Annotated in this window: 17 protein-coding genes; 10 read left to right on the top strand and 7 right to left on the bottom strand. The window is 72.0% G+C overall.

Annotated elements, in window-relative coordinates; genetic code table 11:
- Positions 1–115: 115 nt before the first annotated feature.
- Positions 116–1,402, top strand: coding sequence for a methyl-accepting chemotaxis protein (locus tag QR78_RS36585; protein WP_048426555.1), 1,287 nt, complete (start codon positions 116–118; stop codon positions 1,400–1,402).
- A gap of 60 nt (positions 1,403–1,462) precedes the next feature.
- Here the strand turns inward: QR78_RS36585 and mntR are convergent, their stop codons facing one another.
- Complete coding sequence (gene mntR / locus QR78_RS05790; protein WP_048426556.1) at positions 1,463–1,921, bottom strand: manganese-binding transcriptional regulator MntR; 459 nt, start codon at positions 1,919–1,921, stop codon at positions 1,463–1,465.
- Between the two features lie 102 nt (positions 1,922–2,023).
- The gene (locus tag QR78_RS05795) at positions 2,024–2,914 is read right to left on the bottom strand and encodes a LysR family transcriptional regulator (RefSeq protein WP_048426557.1); all 891 of its coding nucleotides are present in this window, start codon (positions 2,912–2,914) and stop codon (positions 2,024–2,026) included.
- 308 nt (positions 2,915–3,222) lie between these two features.
- Between QR78_RS05795 and sdhC the strand changes: the two genes are divergently transcribed.
- The 7 genes from sdhC to QR78_RS05830 all read left to right on the top strand — a co-directional run bounded on the left by sdhC (position 3,223) and on the right by QR78_RS05830 (position 8,117).
- Entirely contained in the window at positions 3,223–3,633 is a 411-nt protein-coding gene (gene sdhC, locus QR78_RS05800; protein WP_048426558.1) for a succinate dehydrogenase, cytochrome b556 subunit, read from the top strand.
- Between the two features lie 16 nt (positions 3,634–3,649).
- Positions 3,650–4,051, top strand: coding sequence for a succinate dehydrogenase, hydrophobic membrane anchor protein (gene sdhD / locus QR78_RS05805; protein WP_048426559.1), 402 nt, complete (start codon positions 3,650–3,652; stop codon positions 4,049–4,051).
- A 22-nt stretch (positions 4,052–4,073) separates the two neighbouring features.
- On the top strand, positions 4,074–5,900 hold the full coding sequence (gene sdhA, locus QR78_RS05810; protein ID WP_048426560.1) for a succinate dehydrogenase flavoprotein subunit: 1,827 nt from the start codon (positions 4,074–4,076) through the stop codon (positions 5,898–5,900).
- 32 nt (positions 5,901–5,932) lie between these two features.
- Positions 5,933–6,166 (top strand): DUF433 domain-containing protein, encoded by a 234-nt coding sequence (locus tag QR78_RS05815; protein ID WP_048426561.1) that lies wholly within the window; start codon positions 5,933–5,935, stop codon positions 6,164–6,166.
- Positions 6,163–6,543 (top strand): DUF5615 family PIN-like protein, encoded by a 381-nt coding sequence (locus QR78_RS05820; RefSeq protein WP_048426562.1) that lies wholly within the window; start codon positions 6,163–6,165, stop codon positions 6,541–6,543. The genes QR78_RS05815 and QR78_RS05820 overlap by 4 nt, the downstream gene beginning before the upstream one ends.
- 4 nt (positions 6,544–6,547) lie before the next feature.
- A complete protein-coding gene (locus QR78_RS05825) occupies positions 6,548–7,330 on the top strand; it encodes a succinate dehydrogenase iron-sulfur subunit (protein ID WP_048426563.1) in 783 nt (260 codons plus the stop codon).
- Between the two features lie 172 nt (positions 7,331–7,502).
- Positions 7,503–8,117 (top strand): AprI/Inh family metalloprotease inhibitor, encoded by a 615-nt coding sequence (locus QR78_RS05830; RefSeq protein ID WP_048426590.1) that lies wholly within the window; start codon positions 7,503–7,505, stop codon positions 8,115–8,117.
- 1 nt (position 8,118) lies between these two features.
- On the opposite strand, the gene QR78_RS05835 is transcribed toward QR78_RS05830, so the two are convergent.
- The 3 genes from QR78_RS05835 to QR78_RS05845 form a co-directional block, all read right to left on the bottom strand.
- Positions 8,119–9,507, bottom strand: a complete 1,389-nt coding sequence (locus QR78_RS05835; protein WP_048426564.1) for a TAXI family TRAP transporter solute-binding subunit — start codon at positions 9,505–9,507, stop codon at positions 8,119–8,121.
- A 100-nt stretch (positions 9,508–9,607) separates the two neighbouring features.
- On the bottom strand, positions 9,608–11,194 hold the full coding sequence (locus tag QR78_RS05840) for an outer membrane beta-barrel protein (protein WP_244276329.1): 1,587 nt from the start codon (positions 11,192–11,194) through the stop codon (positions 9,608–9,610).
- A 77-nt stretch (positions 11,195–11,271) separates the two neighbouring features.
- Positions 11,272–11,835, bottom strand: a complete 564-nt coding sequence (locus QR78_RS05845) for a GNAT family N-acetyltransferase (RefSeq protein ID WP_048426592.1) — start codon at positions 11,833–11,835, stop codon at positions 11,272–11,274.
- 74 nt (positions 11,836–11,909) lie between these two features.
- Here QR78_RS05845 and mutL point away from each other — a divergent pair, with 74 nt between their 5' ends.
- Complete coding sequence (gene mutL / locus QR78_RS05850) at positions 11,910–13,925, top strand: DNA mismatch repair endonuclease MutL (protein WP_048426565.1); 2,016 nt, start codon at positions 11,910–11,912, stop codon at positions 13,923–13,925.
- A 366-nt stretch (positions 13,926–14,291) separates the two neighbouring features.
- Here mutL and QR78_RS05855 read toward each other — a convergent pair whose 3' ends face one another.
- Complete coding sequence (locus tag QR78_RS05855; RefSeq protein ID WP_048426566.1) at positions 14,292–15,596, bottom strand: chloride channel protein; 1,305 nt, start codon at positions 15,594–15,596, stop codon at positions 14,292–14,294.
- A 117-nt stretch (positions 15,597–15,713) separates the two neighbouring features.
- Between QR78_RS05855 and panE the strand changes: the two genes are divergently transcribed.
- Complete coding sequence (gene panE, locus QR78_RS05860) at positions 15,714–16,652, top strand: 2-dehydropantoate 2-reductase (protein WP_048426567.1); 939 nt, start codon at positions 15,714–15,716, stop codon at positions 16,650–16,652.
- Positions 16,653–16,742: 90 nt separating this feature from the next.
- On the opposite strand, the gene QR78_RS34835 is transcribed toward panE, so the two are convergent.
- Positions 16,743–19,460 (bottom strand): AbfB domain-containing protein, encoded by a 2,718-nt coding sequence (locus QR78_RS34835; protein WP_053220814.1) that lies wholly within the window; start codon positions 19,458–19,460, stop codon positions 16,743–16,745.
- Positions 19,461–19,494 lie beyond the last annotated feature (34 nt).

Below are 19,494 nucleotides of genomic sequence, written 5' to 3' on the forward strand. Positions count from 1 at the left end.
CCACTCGCACGGGCGGAACGCCCGGACAAGACGGTAAGTATCTCTCAAGCCTAACGTAACGTCTTCTTCATCGTTGAGCCGTAAGGTTTGCCCAGGGACGACCGGACGACGACTGATGCTGAAGCGCTTCTCACCGAAAAACGAGTTTTTGGAGCTGCTCGCGACGCGGGCCGGCGTGGGTCTGTGGGAGGTCGTGCCGCACCAGGGCGATCTCACCCATCCGAAGACCACGGTGACCTGGACGCCGGAAATGCGGCGCATCCTCGGCTACAAGACGATCGAGGAGTTTCCGAACACGCTGGAGGCGTGGTCGAGCCGGATCTATCCCGCCGATCTTGATCACATCATGTCCGCGTTCGCCGCCGCGATCAAAGACGCGAAGAACCAGGGCGCCTACGACGTCAAGTACCGGATCGTGATGCCGGACGGCAAGCCGCGCTGGTTCCGGGCCACCGGCGGTGCCAATTACGATGCGAACGGCATCCCGACGCGGATCTGCGGCTCGCTCGTCGACATCGACGAGGAGATGAACATCAAGCTCCGCGACGAGGAACGGGCGAAGCGGCTGGAGGAGCTGTTGACCGGCTTCACCCGGGACTCCGCGGCCCTGTTCGCCACCCTCTCGAATGCCGCCACGGAGATGAACGCCGCCGCCGCCTCGATGGCCGGGACGGCGAGCCAGACCAGCGCCCGCTCGACGGAAGTCGCGGGATCCGCCCAGCAGACGTCGAGCAATATCGGCACCGTCGCGGCGGCTTCCGAGCAGCTCGGCAGCTCGGTCAACGAGATCGGACGCCAGGTCCAGGGCTCGGCGAGCCTTGCCGAGGCGGCGGTGGTCGAGGCGGATTCGACCGCGCGCCTGGTGCAGGAACTGAGCGGCGCGGTGAGCAAGATCGGCGACGTCGTCAGCTTGATCTCCTCGATCGCCGGGCAGACCAACCTGCTCGCGCTCAACGCCACCATCGAGGCGGCCCGGGCCGGCGAGGCGGGCCGCGGCTTCGCGGTCGTCGCGGCGGAAGTGAAGGAACTCGCCAACCAGACCGCCAAGGCGACCGACGAGATCTCGGCGCAGATCACGCGCATCCAGGATTCGACCGCGCAGGCGGTCTCGGCGATCAGCGGCTTCGGCACGCGGATCCGCGAGATCAGCAGCGTGACGACGACCATCGCCGCCGCGGTCGAGGAGCAGAACGCCGCGACCCAGGAGATCGTCCGCAACGTCGCCCAGGCGGCCACGGGTGCGGGCGACGTGATGACGGGGACCGCCGGCGTCTCGGCCTCCGCCGCCGAGACCGGCGAGACCGCGGCACGGGTGATGACCGCCTCGTCGCAGGTCTCGGAGCGCTCGCGCGAGCTGAACGTCCAAACCGACGCGTTCCTGCACGCGATGCGGGCGGCCTGACGGGGCCGTCCTCCAGAACGCATCGTCGACCTCCGATGCCTGGATCAGGCGTCGGAGGTGTCAGGCATCGGTCCTGGCGGCGGTGAAGCGGCGGAACGCCTCCAGGGTCTCCCGGCTGACATGGTGCTCGATGCCTTCCGCGTCGCAGCGCGCCACGTCGGGGCTGACGCCCAGCGCCAGCAGGAACGACTCGACGATGCGGTGGCGCTCCCGCGCCTCCGCGGCCAGCGTCCGGCCGGCCTCGGTGAGGAAGACCCCGCGATAGGGCCGCTGCTGCACCAGGCCGTCCTCGGCCAGGCGCTTGAGCATCTTGGCCACCGTCGGCTGGGCGACGCCCAGCCGGGCCGCGATGTCGACCTGGCGCGCCTCGCCGCCGTCGCCGATCAGGTCGGCGATCAGCTCGACGTAATCCTCGACCAGCTCGAGCCGGCGCGCCTCGCGCACCTGCCGGAAGCCGGCGGAATGCGCCTCGGCATCGACCAGGGCGGCGGGCTCGTGCGGGCGGTCGGTGTCCTGCATGGGGTGGGGTCGTCCGCCTCGTTCGTCGGTTCGGGGTGACGCAGTCTTACCCGAGGACGGGCCGGGTGTGCAGGGCCCTGCCGTTCGCGATCCCCGGCGGCCTCATCCCTCGGGCAGACGCAGGTCGGCGACGAAATCCTGCGCGAACGGGGGGAGTGCGGCGAGGTCCCGCACGCAGATCGTCAGGTCGCGCACCGCCCAGGGGTCGTCGAGCGCCACCGGCGTGATCGCCATGGTGCGGGCGGCCCGGCGCGCGGTCGTTTCGGGCACGATGCCGAGGCCGACCCCGCACTCGACCAGGCGGCAGACCGCATCGAAGCCGCGCAGCTGCACCCGCAGCCGCAGGGGCTGGCCGCTGCGGCCGGCCTTGGCGGCGAGGAAGCGGGTGAGCGCGCTCGCCCGGTCGAGCCCGACGAGATCGTGGCCGAGCACCTCGGCGAAGGGCACGGAGGGCCGCGCGGCCAGCGGATGGCCCTGGGCCACCACCAGCACGAAGCGGTCGCGGCGGAACGGGTAGGTCTCGAGGCTGCCGGTCTCGACCGTGCCGGCGACGAGGCCGAGATCCGCCGCGCCCTCGGCCACGAGGCCGACGATCTCGTCGGAGAGCCGCTCCTCGATGTCGACGCTCACCCCCGGATGCCGGGCGAGGTAGGCCGACAGCACCTCGGGCAGGAACTCGGTCAGCGCGTTGGTGTTCGACAGGACCCGGATCTGGCCCGCCGCCCCGCCCGCGAAGGCGGCGAGGTCGCCCTGCAGCCGCTCGACGTTGCCGAGGATCTGGCGGGCATGGGCCAGCAGCGTGCGCCCGGCCGGGGTCGGGGTGACGCCGAGACGGGCCCGGACGAGCAGGGAGGCGCCGAGCGAGGCCTCCATGCTGCGGATGCGGTGGCTCGCCGCGGCGAGCGCGAGGTTCGCCCGGTTCGCCCCGTGGGTGATCGACCCCGCCTCGACGACGTGGCGAAACAGGCTGAGATCGACGAGATCGAAATGCATGGCCGCACCTCCCCGGGGTATCCGACGTCCGCCGGTCCCGACCGATCGTTTCGCCGACCACGAAGGTAGAGCGCCCGGGCCCACGATGACCAGAGGCCCTTCCAGCCTTCGCGGCTCGCGAAGGCTGGGTCAACGAGAACCGCATTGCGAACTGGACGCATTCCAGAGAGACAGGTTGCGGCTTGTGTCACGCGTGTGGACCGACGGCCACGTTGCGCTCGCGCGGCGGAGCCGATAGGTGACCCAGTTTAGAGCCGGTACAGACCAGGAATCTTTCGAGGATCACGATGGCGGACACCGCAAGGCCCATGAACCCCTCCGGCAACCCCGCCGGCAGACCGGTCGTGCGACCGCTCTCGCCCCATCTCCAGATCTATCGCTGGACCTGGACCATGGCGATGTCGGTGGCCCACCGCATCACCGGCGTCGCGCTCTACGGCGGCACGGCGTTGCTGGCCCTCTGGCTGGTCGCGCTGGCCGCGGGTCCCGGCGCCTACGGCCCGGTGGCGTGGTTCTTCGGCTCGATCCTCGGGCGGCTGATCCTGTTCGTCTACACCTGGATCCTGATGCACCACATGCTCGGCGGCATCCGCCACCTGGTCTGGGATTTCGGCCACGGCATGGAGCCCGGCACCCGCATCGCGATGGCCCGCTTCACCCTGATCGGCTCGACCGCCCTGACGGTGCTGATCTGGTTCGTCGCCCTCCTGGCCCGCTGAGAAGGACGCCCCCGAGATGGCCGACACCCGTCCCTCGATCCGTACCGCCCGCGCCCGCATCAGCGGCTTGGGCGCCGCCCATCACGGCACCCGCGAGTGGTGGATGCACCGCGTCACCGCGGTCTCGAACGTGCCCCTCGTCCTCGCCTTCGTGGTGATCGTCGCCCTGATGGCCGGCCGGCCCTACCCGGCGGCGGTCGCCCTGGTGTCGCACCCGCTGGTGGCGATCCTGCTCATCCTTGGCGTGCTCTCGGTCACGAACCACATGCGGATGGGCCTGCAGATCGTCATCGAGGACTACGTCCACGACAAGGGCCTGCGCATCGCCGCGGTCATCGCCAACAACTTCTACTGCGTCGTCGTCGCGGTCGCCTGCCTCTACGCCATCGTGCGCGTGAGCCTGCGGGCCTTCGCGTAACGCCAGAACGGGAACCTCGCCCATGGCCTCCACCGCTTCCGCCGCGCCGGCCCAGAACGGCAAGGCGTACACCATCATCGACCACAGCTTCGACGTCGTGATCGTCGGCGCCGGCGGCGCGGGCCTGCGCGCCACCGTCGGCTGCTCGCAGGCGGGCCTGCGCACCGCCTGCATCACCAAGGTCTTCCCGACCCGCTCGCACACCGTGGCGGCCCAGGGCGGCATCTCGGCCTCGCTCGGCAACATGGGCCCGGACGACTGGCGCTGGCACATGTACGACACCGTGAAGGGGTCGGACTGGCTCGGCGACCAGGACGCCATCGAGTACCTGGTGCGCAACGCCCCGGCCGCGGTCTACGAGCTCGAGCACTGGGGCGTGCCGTTCTCGCGCACCGCCGAAGGCAAGATCTACCAGCGCCCGTTCGGCGGCATGACCACCGATTACGGCAAGGGCACCGCCCAGCGCACCTGCGCGGCGGCCGACCGTACCGGCCACGCCATGCTGCACACCCTCTACGGCCAGGCCGTGAAGGCGCAGACCAACTTCTTCATCGAGTATTTCGCCCTCGACCTGATCATGGACGAGGAGGGCCGCTGCCGCGGCGTCATCGCCATCGACCAGGCGACCGGCGAGATCCACCGCTTCCGCGCCGCCACGACGATCCTGGCAACCGGCGGCTACGGCCGGGCCTACTTCTCGGCGACCTCGGCCCATACCTGCACCGGCGACGGCAACGCCATGGTGCTGCGGGCGGGCCTGGCGCTCGAGGACATGGAGTTCGTCCAGTTCCACCCGACCGGCATCTACGGCGCCGGCTGCCTCATCACGGAAGGCTCGCGCGGCGAGGGCGGCTATCTCACCAATTCCGAGGGTGAGCGCTTCATGGAGCGCTACGCCCCCTCGGCCAAGGACCTCGCGTCCCGCGACGTGGTCTCCCGCTCCATGACCATGGAGATCCGCGCCGGCCGCGGCGTGGGCAAGAACAAGGACCACATCTTCCTGCACCTCGACCACCTCGACCCGAAGATCCTGCACGAGCGCCTGCCCGGCATCTCGGAGAGCGCGAAGATCTTCGCGGGCGTCGACGTGACCAAGGAGCCGATCCCGGTCATCCCGACCGTCCACTACAACATGGGCGGCATCCCGACGAACTTCCACGGCGAGGTGCTGACCCTGAAGGACGGCAACCCCGACCACGTCGTGCCGGGCCTGATGGCGATCGGCGAGGCGGCCTGCGTGTCGGTCCACGGCGCCAACCGGCTGGGCTCGAACTCGCTCATCGACCTCGTGGTGTTCGGCCGCGCCGCGGGCCTGCGCTGCGCCGACACGGTGGAGAAGGGCGGCCGCCTGCCGGAACTGCCCAAGGACTCCGCCGACAAGGCGCTCTCGCGCCTCGACCGCTTCCGCTACGCCAATGGCGGCACGCCGACGGCGGAGCTGCGCCTCGAGATGCAGAAGACGATGCAGAACAACTGCGCCGTGTTCCGCACCGGCGAGGTGCTGGAAGAGGGCAGGGGCCTGATCAACAAGGTCTGGGCCGGCACCGACGACGTGAAGATCACCGACCGCTCGCTGGTGTGGAACACCGACCTCTTGGAGACCCTGGAATACGACAACCTGATCGGCCAGGCCGTCGTCACCATGGAATCGGCCGCCAACCGGACCGAGTCGCGCGGGGCCCACGCCCGCGAGGACTTCCCGGACCGCGACGACAAGCAGTGGATGAAGCACACGCTCGCCTGGCTCGATCCCGACGCCCGCAAGGTCGCGATCGATTACCGGCCGGTCCATACCTACACGATGTCGAACGACATCGCGTATATCGAGCCGAAGGCCCGCGTGTACTAAAGGCCGACGCGACGGCCGGCTTGGAGGGATCGATGACCGAGTTCCCCCGGATCACCCGCGACCCGGCCGTCATGGCCGGGAAAGCCTGCATCCGCGGCAAGCGGGTGACGGTCGCAATGATCCTGGGGAATCTCGGCGAGGGCGTCGGCATCGACGAGTTGCTGGCGGCCTATCCCTATCTCGAGCGCGAGGATGTCCTCGAGGCTCTTCGCTACGCATCCTGGATGGCGCAGGAGCGTGAGATCGCTCTCGAGCCGGCGGCGTGAGGATCCTGGTCGACATGAACCTCGCGCCCGCCTGGATCCCGTATCTCGCGAGCCTCGGGCACGACGCGGTCCACTGGTCGGAGGTCGGTGCGGAGGATGCGCCCGATACCGACATCATCGATTGGGCGCGGAGTCACCACCGCGCCGTCATGACGGCCGATCTCGATTTCGGGATCGCCCTGGCACGGTCGGACGCGACCGCACCGAGCGTCATCCAGCTCCGCACGGGAACCACGCTGCCCGGGCGCGTCGGCCCCCTCGTCGCCCGCGCGATCGACGGGGCGCGGGCGGACCTGCTCACCGGAGCCCTCCTCACCATCGAGACCGGACGGGTGCGATTGCGTCCCCTCGGGCTCGACCGCACCGATCAGGCATAGACAGATGGCCCAGTTCAACCTCCCCAAAGGCTCCCAGTACACCGAAGGCAAGACCTGGCCGAAGCCGGCCGGGGCCAAGAACGTTCAGGAGTTCCGGATCTACCGCTGGAACGAGGACGACGGCGCCAATCCGCGGATCGACACCTACTACGTCGATCGCGACGATTGCGGCCCGATGGTCCTCGACGCGCTCTTGTGGATCAAGAACAAGATCGACCCGACCCTGACCTTCCGGCGCTCGTGCCGCGAGGGCATCTGCGGCTCCTGCGCCATGAACATCATGGGGCAGAACACGCTGGCCTGCACGCTCGGCATCGACGACTGCAAGTCCAGTCAGGTCAAGATCTATCCGCTGCCGCACATGCCGGTGCTGAAGGACCTGGTTCCCGACCTGACCTCGTTCTTCGCCCAGCACGCGGCGATCGAGCCGTGGCTGCAGACCGAGACGCCCTCGCCCGAGAAGGAGTGGCGCCAGACTCCCGAGGACCGCGCGCGGCTCGACGGGCTCTACGAGTGCATCCTGTGCGCCTGCTGCACCACCTCGTGCCCGAGCTACTGGTGGAACGGCGACCGCTTCCTCGGCCCGGCGGCCCTGCTCCAGGCCTATCGCTGGCTGATCGACAGCCGCGACGAGAATACCGGCGAGCGCCTCGACGGGCTGCACGACCCGTTCCGGCTCTACCGCTGCCACACTATCATGAACTGCGCCAACACCTGCCCGAAGGGCCTGAACCCGGCGAAGGCCATCGCCGAGATCAAGAAGATGATGGTGGCCCGCGAGGTCTGATCCTCCCGCGCGACACGCCTGGGTGTGGCCGACTGGGTCCTGTCGGCCACACCCCCTCGAAAAGGCGCCTTCGGGCGCCTTTGTCGTTGGGGAAAGACCTGTGCCCGCCTTCGCGGGATCGTATTTGCCGGGGACCAACGACCTCGAAATCAGGCCCCTGCAGGACCCCTCGATGCCGCGTCAGATCCTCTGCACCGTCGCCGCCCTGGCGCTCGCCGCCAGCGCCGGCGCCTGCTCCTCGTCGCGCTTCGACACCGCGGCCTTGAGCGCCCCGGCCCGGCCGGCCCCGCGGGTCGCCCGGCCGCTGCCGCCCGAGGAGCCGGATCTCGGCCCCGGCCTGTCCTCCGGCCCGGTCACCTCGGCGCCGCTCGCCCCGCCGCCGGGCGCCGCCGGCGCTCCCGTCGTCGCCAACCCGTCCGGCCCGATCATGGCCGAGCCGAGCCCCCCGCCGCCGGTGCAGCAGCAGGCCGCGATCGCGCCGCCGCCGCCCCCGGTGGTCTCGACCGGCGGCCGCTCGGCGGTGGTCGGCGGCTGGACCGCCAAGGACGCCACCGGCGCGAGCTGCAAGGTGAACCTCGCCAGCACCCCGGCGCTGGACCTCTACAAGGCCTCGTCCACGGGCTGCGCCAACAAGGACCTCGCCAAGGTCACCGCCTGGGACTACCGCGACGGCGAGGTCTACCTGTATCAGCCCGGCGGCACCGTCGCGGCGCGCCTGCGCCCGGCGGGCGGGGCGATGGACGGGGCCCTGTCGAAGTCCGGCGCGCCGCTGGCGATGGTGCGGTAGGCTACTCGGCCGCGCTGAGCCGGAAGGCCTGACGGCGGGGCTCCGCGTCGCCCCCCGTCGCGCCGATCATCCGCCGGCAATCGGCGATGGTCGAGCGCGCCGTCTCGATGGCGATCATCACGGCCGCCATGGTGCGGGTGTCGGTCTCGCGCTCGCGGGTGTAGCGCACCACGTCGGCGGCAAGCGCATCGACCTCGCCCGTCAGGGCGTCGAGGCCGGCGGCCTCCGCCCCCCTCGCCTCGGCCAGGATCTCGAGCAGGCGGTCCATCACCACGTCGATGCGCTCGCGCCGCAGGCGCCTGAGGCGCTGGCGCAGCCAGGCCAAGGCCGAGCCGAAGCCGCCGCCGAGCACCGCCAGCAGGTAGACCCAGTCGCCGTAGCGCTCGATGAAGCCCTGCTGCTCGCGCTCGTAATAGTCGATCGCGCCCGGATGGATCGGCAGCCGGGCGCTCGTCGCCTCCGCGGTGGTCTCGTAGGCGGGCGCCGCCACGTAATCGGCCGCGGGCGTCGCGTCGGAGAGGCGCGAGCGCAGCTCGAACAGGTGCTGGGTCACGTCCGCCGCCACGGTGCGGCTCATCGAGGCCTTGGCCATCAGCCGGTAGGACGCGCCGACGGTTTTCACCTCCTCCTCGGGCACCTTCGGGCTGCCGCCGAACAGGCCGGCCGGCACCGTCACCGCCTGGAGCCGAGGCAGGCGCTCGATGATCGCCGGCCCGTCCTCGACGCCGACGAAGTCGACCTTGCGGGTCCGGCTCGCCGCCTGGACCGTGCCGACGAGGCGCAACGCCATCGGGGCGGCCGGGGCGATCACCGCCACCACCGCGTCGATGCGCTTCTGCGCGAAGGCACCGGCGAGGTCTTCTTCCGCCATCGGCACCAGTCGCACCTGCCCGGCGGGAATAGGCCCCGTCCCGCCCTCCTGCAGGGAGAGGCCGTAATAGCCCATCAGGTTCTTGAGCAGCCACAGATCGGCGTCGCGGTGGGCGACGATGCCGAGGCGCTTGCGGGCGAGACCCGGGAAGGTCGTGATGCCGGACGGCGCCGGCGAGGCGATCAGCATCGCCTGGTCGCGCAGGATCGCCAGCGTCAGGCCGTTCGACGGCAGGTCGACGTCGGGCCGCACCACCGCGAGGTCGGCTTGGCCCGCCTCCAGCGCCTTGGCGCTCTCGCGCACGTCGTCGAAGGGCAGGATCTTGAGGCGCACGCCCTTGTGGGCGGTCTTCAGCGCCTCCGCATAGGCGCGGATCAGGGCGGGCTCGGTGCCGTCGCGCGGCGCCACCGCGATGGTGAGCGTCGTCGCCTGCAGCAGATACAGCGCGACCGCCGCGGCCACGGTCAGCACCAGGCTGGTGACCAGGAAGATCCGCTCGGGCCGGAACGCCGTCGTCATCGCGCGGATACGCCCTCCTCGGACCGGTTGCACCGATCCGATGAAACAGGGGGAGGGTGCTCCGGGTTGCGCGGCGCCCGTGTCGCAGGGTGAGACGGGCCTAAGGGTTGACCCGCACGCCCACCAGATACGTGTCCGAGTGGTAGCTCGACCCCACCGCCGTGCTCTTCAGCAATTCGCGGGCGTAGCTCGCCCGGAAGCCGAGCCAGCGGTTGAGGCGATAGTCGAGCTTCACGCCGGCACTGTAGCCCTGCTCGCGGATGCTGGTGCCCTGGTAGTCGTTATTGATCACGGTGCCGGTGAGGGTCAGGCGCAGGTTGCGGCGCAGGTCGTGGGTGATCTCGGCGACGGCGGTGCGGGTGAAGATGCCGCTGGCCCCCGGCACGATGGTCTCGCTGACGCTGGTCGAGGCGCCGAGGCGCAGGGCGGTGAGGGCGGTGGCCGCCCAGGTCATCGTGCCGTCGATCACCGGACCGGTGACGTCGCGCAGGCGGCTGTCGGCGTAGTGGCGCGACAGGTAGCCGCCCGAGACCTCGCCGGTGAGGAGCCGGCTGATCTCGAAGCTGGAGCCGCCCCGCACCGTCACGCCGTCGGAATCGCGGCGCAGCCCCGACTGGTCGACGGCGAAATCGTGGATGCGGGTGTCGACCAGGGCGTCGACGAAGGGGGTGAAGCCGGGGGTGATCTCGTAGCCGGTGCGCAGGCGCAGGCCGTACTGGTTGGCGTTGCGGTCGTCCTGGCGCAGCAGCGTGCCGTCGGTGAGCTGGGCGTTCTCGAAGGTCTGCCGGTCGACGAGGCCCGCCACCGTGACCTGCAGCCGGTTGAAGGCCTGCGTCACCCCGACGGTGCCGCCATAGGCCGCGACGAGGGGCCGGTCGCGGACCTGGGCGGCGAGGTCCGGGCTGCCGGCGCGCTGGGTCGAGATGGCGTAGCGGCCCTCGAGATCGACCTTGGTGTCGCGGGCGACGTCGAGGCGCAGGCGCATCGCGCCGTCGCCGTCCGGCCGGTTGGCGTTGCGGTTGTCCGGGTACAGGAAATAGCCGAAGCGCATCGCCCCGGTGAGCTCGTGGGACGACCAGTCGCTCGCGACGCGCAACTCGCCCTGGGTGAGCAGGGCCATCGAGCTGCGGCGATAGATCGAGCGGTCGGGGTTGCTGTCGTAGCCGACGCTCTGCTGCAGGGCCGGAAAGAGGGTGAGGCCGCCGAACCGGATGCCGAGCGGCCCGTAGGGGTCGAGGGGATCGATGGTGCGGCGGCGCAGGAGCGGCGCCGCGGTGGCGAGATCGGGCAGGCCCGAGACCGGCACCTGCACGGTCGGGCGCAGGCGCAGGTCGTCGGCGACCCCCTGCTGGGTGGCCTGGCGGGTGATCGCCGTCGTGGGCGGGCGGCTGCGCCGCTGCGGCGGCGTGCGCGGCCGGGCGCCGAAGCGCGACGCGCCCGGGCGCGCAGGGGTCCGCGACAGCCCCTGCGGCGCCGGACCGGTCCGCAGCGCGAAGGTGGCGGGATCCTGCCCGCCCGGGAGCGGGCCGGGGAGCGACGGATCGGTCGCCGGGGTGGTGGCGGTCTGGGCCGCGGCCGGGGCCGACAGGATCGCGGCCGATGGAAGCGCCGCCGACAGGGAGGCGGCCAGCGCCAGGGCCGGGAGGCCGGGGCCGGCCTGTCCGCGTGTTCGCCGCTCGTCCGCCACGGGCCTGCCGCTCCGCTCCGCCGGGGCCCGCCGGGGCCGCCGGACCATCATGGTTAAGAGCGGTACAACGAACAGGGTTAAGCCCCGGTAACCGGCCCCCTGCCTCGGGCATCCGGCGGCGCCCCGTCGCCGGAGCCGAGGGCACGCTGCATCAGAACGGTGTCGAGCCAGGTGCCGTGCTTCCAGCCGACCGAGGTCAGTACCCCGACATGCCGGAAGCCGAGGGCGGCGTGGAGGCCGATCGAGGCGGCGTTGGCCGAATCCCCGATCACCGCCACCATCTGGCGAAAGCCGGCTTCCGTCGCCTCGGCGATCAGACGCTCCATCAGCCGCCGGCCGAGGCCGCGCCCGGCCTGGTCGGGCCGGACGTAGACCGAGTTCTCGAGCGTGCCGCGATAGGCCGGCCGGGCCCGGTAGGGACCCGCATACGCGTAGGCGACCACACTCCCCGCCCGCTCGGCGACGAGGTAGGGGTAGCCGTTCTCGACCAGGGCCGCCCGGCGCCGGGCCATCTCGGCCTCGTCCGGCGGGTCGATCTCGAACGAGGCCCGGCCGGTCGCGACCGCCTGGGCGTAGATCGCCGTGATCGCCGCGACGTCGTCCTCCCGGCAAGGCCGCAGGACCGTCTCGCTCTCCTCCATCGCCCGCACTCCCTCCGGTGGACCGCGCCGGCCGGCACCTTCTGGCGCGGCCCTCGACCCCTTATATTCCGGTCATGAGCGCTTCACCTCCCGGACGCCCGCAGGTCCGCCGCCTCGACCCGGTGCTCGTCGACCGCATCGCCGCCGGCGAGGTGGTCGAGCGGCCGGCCTCGGCGGTCAAGGAACTGGTCGAGAACGCGATCGATGCCGGCGCCGCCAGCATCGCGGTGACGATCGCCGCGGGAGGCCGGCGGCTGATCCGGGTCGTCGACGACGGCGGCGGCATGGGCCCGGGCGACCTGGCGCTCGCGGTCGAGCGCCACGCCACCTCGAAACTGCCCGACGGCGACCTCGAACGCATCGAGACCCTCGGGTTTCGCGGCGAGGCGCTGCCGTCGATCGGCGCGGTGGCGCGGCTCGCCATCACCTCGCGGGTGCCCGGCGCGGAGAGCGGCCACTCGATCGTGGTCGATGCCGGCGAGCGCGGGCCGGTGCGCCCGGCCGCCGGCCAGCCCGGGACGCGGATCGAGGTGACGGATCTCTTCGCCGCCACCCCGGCCCGGCTGAAGTTCCTGAAATCCGACCGGGCCGAGGCCACGGCGGTGGGGGAGATCCTGCGCCGCCTCGCGGTCGCCCACCCGCAGATCCGCTTCACCCTCAGCAGCGAGGGCTCGACGACGGCCGGCCTCGTGCTCCCGGCCGAATCCGGGCCCGGCTCGTGGCTGCGCCGGCTCGTCGCGGTGCTCGGCCCCGAATTCGGCGCGAACTCGGCGCCGCTCAGCCTCGAGCGCGAGGCCTTCGCCCTCGACGGCCATGTCGGCCTGCCGACCTTCCACCGGGCGGCCGCCACCCATGTCCACTTCGTCGTCAACGGCCGGCCGGTGCGAGACCGGCTGCTGCTCTCGGCGGTGCGCGGCGCCTATGCGGACGTCATGGCCTCCGACCGTCATCCGGTCCTGGCGCTGGCGCTCACCTGCGATCCGGCCCTCGTCGACGTCAACGTCCACCCGGCCAAGACCGAGGTGCGCTTCCGCGATCCCGGCCTGGTGCGCGGGCTGATCGTCAGCGCGATCCACGAGGCCCTGCGCCGGGAGGGCGGGCGCAGCTCCGGCACGGTCGCGGCCCGCACCCTGGAGAGCCTGCGGCCGGCGCACACGCCGCTGCCGGCGCAGGGGCGGGTGGCGGCAGGAGCGCCGGCCTCCTCGGCGGCCCGCGCGCCCGCGAGCCTGTTCGCGCGGCGCGACGAGACCGCGCCGTCGCGGCCGGAGGGCTCGGGCCGGATCGAGGCCTTCGAGCGGGATTTTGGCGCCGCGCCCAACGAAACGCCATGGGAGGCGCGATGGGAGGCGCCATGGGAGGCGCGCGAGCCCGATCAGGCCGCCTACGAGGGACCGCCCGAGGCGGGCGGCGGCTTTGGCGAGGCGGCCCAGGCGCAGTTCTCCGGCGACCTCGCCGCCCCGAGCGCAGACCTGCGGGCGCCCGCCGCGGCCCCCGCGCCGGCCGCGGAGACCGCCCACCCCTTGGGTGCGGCGCGGGCGCAGCTGCACGAGACCTACATCGTCGCCCAGACCCGGGACGGGATCGTCATCGTCGACCAGCACGCCGCCCACGAGCGGCTGGTCTACGAGCGGCTGAAGCGCGAGCGGGCGGGCGGCGGCATCGCCCGCCAGATCCTGCTGATCCCCGACGTGGTCGAGCTCGACCCGGCCGACGCCGACCGCCTCGCCGACGCGGCCGACGCCCTGCAGGATCTCGGCCTCGTCCTCGAGCCCTTCGGCCACGGCGCGGTGCTGGTGCGGGAGGTGCCGGCCGCCCTTGCCGGCGGGTCGCTGCGGGCGCTCCTCACCGACGTGGTCGACGCGCTCATCGAGGGCGGGGCCGACCCGCTCGCCCGCCGCCTCGACGCGGTCCTGTCGCGGATGAGCTGCCACGGCTCGATCCGGGCCGGCCGGCGCCTGCGGCCGGAGGAGATGAACGCGCTGCTGCGCGAGATGGAGGCGACGCCGTTCTCCGGCCAGTGCAACCACGGCCGGCCGACCTATGTCGAGCTGAAGCTGTCGGACGTGGAGCGGCTGTTCGGCCGACGCTGACGGGCGTGGCGTGCGATCATGCAGGATGACGCATGACCCGGCGCCTCATGCATGCGACGGAGGCGTTTTGGCGAAATAGCGCGCGTTGCGTGCGATTCTCGCATATCGCAGTTGCGAGATCATCGTTTGTTGCAGCGCAACATCGGGGGCATGGTCGGGACAGGAACCGAAGAGTTCCGCGTCCCCTCCTACTTCGGAGCCGAGCCCATGGCCTCCCCGTCGACCGCCGCGACCCGTCCCGCCACCACCGGCTTCCTCGCCGGCATGCGGCGCCTGTGGCGCGAGCACAGCCGCCGCGTCGCCGAGTTCGGCATTCTGCCGCTCTGACCGCGACCGCGCACGGGGTCCGTGCGCGGCGTCCCGCCCTCACGCCGGGCCGTCGACGCGCGGCGCGTGGGCCGGGCGCCCGGTGAGGCGCTCGACCATCGGTTCGGCGAGCGCGTGGTAGAGCCCCTCGCGGCAGACGAGCTTCGAGGTCGCGTCGGCGATCAGCGCCGCGACCATCAGGGGGATCACCAGGGCGTGGTTCTCCGTCATCTCCGAGACGATGACGAACGAGGTGATCGGCGCCTGGAGCACGCCGGTGAGGTAGGCGACCATGCCGACCAGCACCACGGCGCCGACCGGCACGCCCTGGAACAGGCCGGCGACCTCGGCGCCGAGGCCCGCCCCGACCGCCAGCGAGGGGGCGAACAGCCCGCCCGGGATGCCGCTGATCGACGACAGCGTGGTGGCGACGAACTTCACCGGGCCGAACCAGGCATGGGTCTCGGCGGTGTCGTGCAGGAGCGCCTTCGCCTGCTCGTAGCCGGTGCCGTAGATGTGCCCGTCGGTGAGGAGCCCGCAGAGCGCGACGCCCAGCCCGCACAGCGCCGCGAAGATCACCGGCCGGCCCGAGACGAACCGCCCGGCCGGGCCCGGCAACCCGCGGGAGACCGCGATGACGATGCGGCTGAACAGCCCGCCGAACAGGCCGCCGAGCACGCCGCAGACCGGCACCACCGCCCAGGCCCGCCCGAGCGGCAGCGTATCGCCGGTGGTGCCGAAATAGGTGTAGTTGCCCACGAGCGCGAGCGAGGTCAGGCCCGCCGCGATGATCGCCCCGAGGATCAGGCTCGAGGTCTTGGCCTCGTAGGAGCGGCTGAGCTCCTCGATGCCGAACACGATGCCGGCGAGCGGCGTGTTGAAGGCCGCCGCCACCCCGGCGGCGCCCCCGGCCAGCAGCAGGCCGCGCTGGCGCTCCGGGGCGAACCGCCCGGCCGCCGCCATCAAGGCCGCGCCGACCTGCACCGTCGGCCCCTCGCGCCCGGTCGAGGCGCCGCAGAACAGCCCGAGGGTCATCACCACGATCTTGCCGGCGGCGACCCGCAGGGAGATCAGGCGATGGCGCAGGGACGGGTCCTCGATGTCGCGCGCGGCGATCACCTGCGGGATGCCGCTGCCTTGCGAGTTCGGGAAGACCGTGCGGGCGAGGAGCGCCGCGAGCCCGAAGCCGAACGGCGTGAGGACGAGGGCGATCAGGGGCGAGATCCCCAGCACCGCCCGGAACCCCGCCTGCGCGGCATCCGCGAGCGAGGCCATCAGCACCGCCGCACCGCCGACCGCGATGCCGCCGACCACGAACAGGCCGCGCCGGACCCACACACCGGCGAGATCCCGCGCCCCGGGCATCCGCCCCCTCAAACCCCGCACCGCCGTGTCCCTCATCACCTTGACCGATGGGCACCTTGGACGAAGCCGCCGGGAATGCGAAGCTCTTCGCCGACAGAACAGGCAGGAGGGAGCCGCATGCGGGTGCTGGTGGTGGGAGCCGGGGCGACCGGCGGGTATTTCGGCGCCCGGCTCGCCGCTTCGGGACGCGACGTGACCTTCCTGGTCCGCCCGGCCCGGGCGGCGCGGCTGGCGGAAGCCGGCCTCTCGGTGCGGAGCCCGCTCGGGGATGTCCGGATCGAGGCGCCGACGACCGTGACCGCGGCGGCGATCCCGGGGCCGTTCGATCTCGTGCTCCTGAGCTGCAAGGCCTACGACCTCGCGGGCGCCCTCGACGACGTCGCCCCGGCGGTCGGGCCAGACACGATGGTGCTGCCGATCCTCAACGGGATGGCGCATCTCGACGCCCTCGACGCCCGGTTCGGGCGCGATCGGGTGCTCGGCGGCTCCTGCGCCATCGCGGCGACGCTCTCGCCCGAGGGCGCGATCGTCCAGATGACCGAGCTGCACGCCCTCACCTTCGGCGAGCGGGACGGCACGCGCTCCGAGCGCGTCGCCCGGGTCGCGGCCGTGATGGAGGGCGCGGGCTTCACGGCGCGGCTGAGCGAGACGATCCTGCTCGAGATGTGGGAGAAGTGGGTCTTCCTCGCGACGCTCGCCGCCGGCACCTGCCTGATGCGCGCCCCCATCGGCGACATCGTCGCCGCCCCGGGCGGGCGCGAGGCGATGCTCGGCCTCCTGGAGGAGTGCCTGTCCATCGCGAAGGCGGCGGGCGAGGCGCCGCGGGAGAAGTTCGTCGAGACGAGCCGCGGCACACTGACGGCGGCGGGCTCCGGCTTCACCGCCTCGATGCTGCGCGACATCGAGAAGGGCGCCCGGATCGAGGCCGACCACATCGTCGGCGACCTCCTCGCCCGCGGCCGCGCGGCGGATCCGGACGGGGCGTGGCCCTCCCTCGCGACCGCCTACACCCACCTCAAGGCCTACGAGAGCCGGCGGGGGCGCGAGCGGGGTTGAGCGGACCGGGAAAACCGGTCTCGCGCCGCGACCGACGGGGACGATCCGCCCGGTCGGGGGAGGGCGGTTCGTCCTCCCCCCTGGGCGTCCCTACTGGAGCGCGGGGGCCGGGCAGAACGAGGCGTCCTGCTTGAACAGGTCGCCGCCGTCCGGCTGCGCGATGTAGAAGTTGAAGTTCTGGTGGCGCAGGTAATAGCCCGGCCAGTCGATCGACTCGTAGGACGTGCAGGTTCCGGTGGTGCAGCCGCAGGTGCCGGCGAGCCCCGCCCGCGGCGTGAAGGTCGCGCCGCGCTTGAAGATGTCGCCGCCGTCGCTGGCCTGCTGGTAGATCTGGAAGTTCTGGTGGCGCAGGTACTGGCCGGCCGCCGTGCTCGACTGGAACGACACGCCCTGGCCGGCGAGCCCCGGCACCTGCCGGAACGTCGCCTGCTGGCGGTCGGAGGCGGTGGCCGGCGTCATCAGGCGGGCGGTGCCGCCGACATTGGTCAGGTAGCTCGTCGTGTAGTTGCTCGCCTGCAGGCTCACCGGCGTCGAGGCGGCGGAGCCGTCGGCCGGCGGCGCCGGGCAGAACGAGGCGTCCTGCTTGAACAGGTCGCCGCCGTCCGGCTGCGCGATGTAGAAGTTGAAGTTCTGGTGGCGCAGATAATAGCCCGGCCAGTCGATCGACTCGTAGGACGTGCAGGTTCCGGTGGTGCAGCCGCAGGTGCCGGCGAGCCCCGCCCGCGGCGTGAAGGTCGCGCCGCGCTTGAAGATGTCGCCGCCGTCGTTGGCCTGCTGGTAGATCTGGAAGTTCTGGTGGCGCAGGTACTGGCCGGCCGCCGTGCTCGACTGGAACGACACGCCCTGGCCGGCGAGCCCCGGCACCTGCCGGAACGTCGCCTGCTGGCGGTCGGAGGCGGTGGCCGGCGTCATCAGGCGGGCGGTGCCGCCGACATTGGTCAGGTAGCTCGTCGTGTAGTTGCTCGCCTGCAGGCTCACCGCCGCGCCGCTGGCGACGCTCGTGCCGGTACCGCCGCCGGCGCCGGTGCCGCCACCTCCCGTGCCGCCGCCGGTGCCGCTACCGCCGCCGCCGGCCTGGCTGCCGGTCCCGGTGCCCGTCGCCGCGACCGCCGGGGCCGCCACCTGGCTCGGCGCCGCGACGCCGGCGCCGAGCGCCACGATCACGCCCGGCGAGGGCACGCCCTTCTGGTCGATCGCGACGAGCTGGTAGTAGCCCGGAGGCGCGACGTTCGCCGAGGCCGGGGGCTGCAGGGTCACGGCCGTGCCGGCCTGGGTGAAGGCGGCGGGGATGCGGCGCTGGGTCGAGTTGAAGCTGTGCGTCGTCGCGCTCAGGCCGACCAGCACCACCTGGGCGAGGCCGTTCTGCGAGGTCAGCTCGAACTGCATCGCCTGGCCGTGCTGCAGCTGCGCGGTCGAGAGGCTGACGATCTGCGGGCGGGGCGCGAGCGCCGTCTTCCCGTCCACGGTGGTGAACAGGTAGGGCGGGTAGAACACCTCGACGTTCTGGTTCGCCACCGGACCCGGCGCGCCGCCGCCGGCGAGCAGCACGGCGCCGTTCTGCATCAGGATCGCGCTCGAATGGTAGCCGCGATAGACCCCGCCGGAGGCACCCGCCGTCCAGGTCCCGGTCCGCGGGTCCCAGATCTCGGATTGCAGCACGGTGTCGCCGTCGGCCCGGTCGTTCCACTTGCTGCCGCCGGTCACGGCGATCTGGCCGGTCGGCAGCACCGTGGCGTTGGCCCAGGCGCGCCCGACGCTCATCGGGGCGGTGTCGGTCACCACCGGGTTGCCGCCGTTGATGTCGATCACCGTGGCGCGGCTGCTCGACAGGAAGCCGTTGCCGTTGTCGTAGCTGTTGCCGCCGACCTGCAGGATGCGGCCGGTGTCGAACATCGCCGCCGTCGAGACCGGGCCGACATTCGGCGCGTCGAGGGCCGAGGCGGCGTCGCGCTGCGGCTCCTTGAAGGTCGTCACCGTCACGGCGCCGTTGCCGCTCGGATCGAGGAACCACATCTTCTCCGACGTGATGCCGAAGACCTTGCCGTTGGGGGCGACCCAGGCGCGCGGGTACCACCACCTGTTGTTGTCCGGCCCGAACGCGTCGCGACTCTTGGCGCCGAACAGGCTCGTCCACCGGGTGCCGTCGAAGAGCTCCGGGGTCATCCCGGTCATGTAGCCCTTGTCGATGCTGCCCTGCGGGTCGGCCCAGCCGCCCTGGTAGGGGTAGGAGCCGCCCATGATCAGCTGCCGACCGTTGGGCAGGGTCAGCATGGTCGAGTAGTAGCGGTCGTTGGCGAGCTTGGCGGCAACGGCGGTCACGGCGGTGGCGGTCCCGTTCAGGGTCAGGCTGCCCTTGTCGTTGCCGTTGTCGAAGATGCCGCCGGCGATCATCAGCGAGCCGTCGGGCCGGAAGGCCTGGGCGGCGCAGAAGCTGTTGATGCCGCCGACGCCCGCGAGGGTGATGTGCCCGGCTCCGAAGCCCTGGGTCGGATCCCAGCTGTCGAAGGTGCGGCCGTCCTGGGTTCCCGGATTGCCCGCCGGTGTGCCGAAGGACAGGATCTTGCCGCTCGGCAGCAGGCTCAGGGTGATGGCATTCATCGGCCAGCCCTGCACCCCAGAGAAGACGCCCGTCACCGGCGCGCCGTCGGGAAGGGCGAGACCCGCCATCGTCGGGTCGGCGACCGGATTGACCACCACCTTGAACTGCGCGGCCTCGGCCGGGGCGAGGAGGCCGGTCGCCAGCACCGTGGCAGAGAGCAGGGCGGCATCCCGCAGACGTTGGGCGGCGCCGCGTATCGGTACGGTCATGGTCGGGTCTTCCGGAGGCGAGAGGGAACGGAGC

The sequence above is a fragment of the Methylobacterium indicum genome (genome assembly GCF_001043895.1).
In the GTDB taxonomy this organism is placed as follows: Bacteria; Pseudomonadota; Alphaproteobacteria; order Rhizobiales; family Beijerinckiaceae; genus Methylobacterium; species Methylobacterium indicum.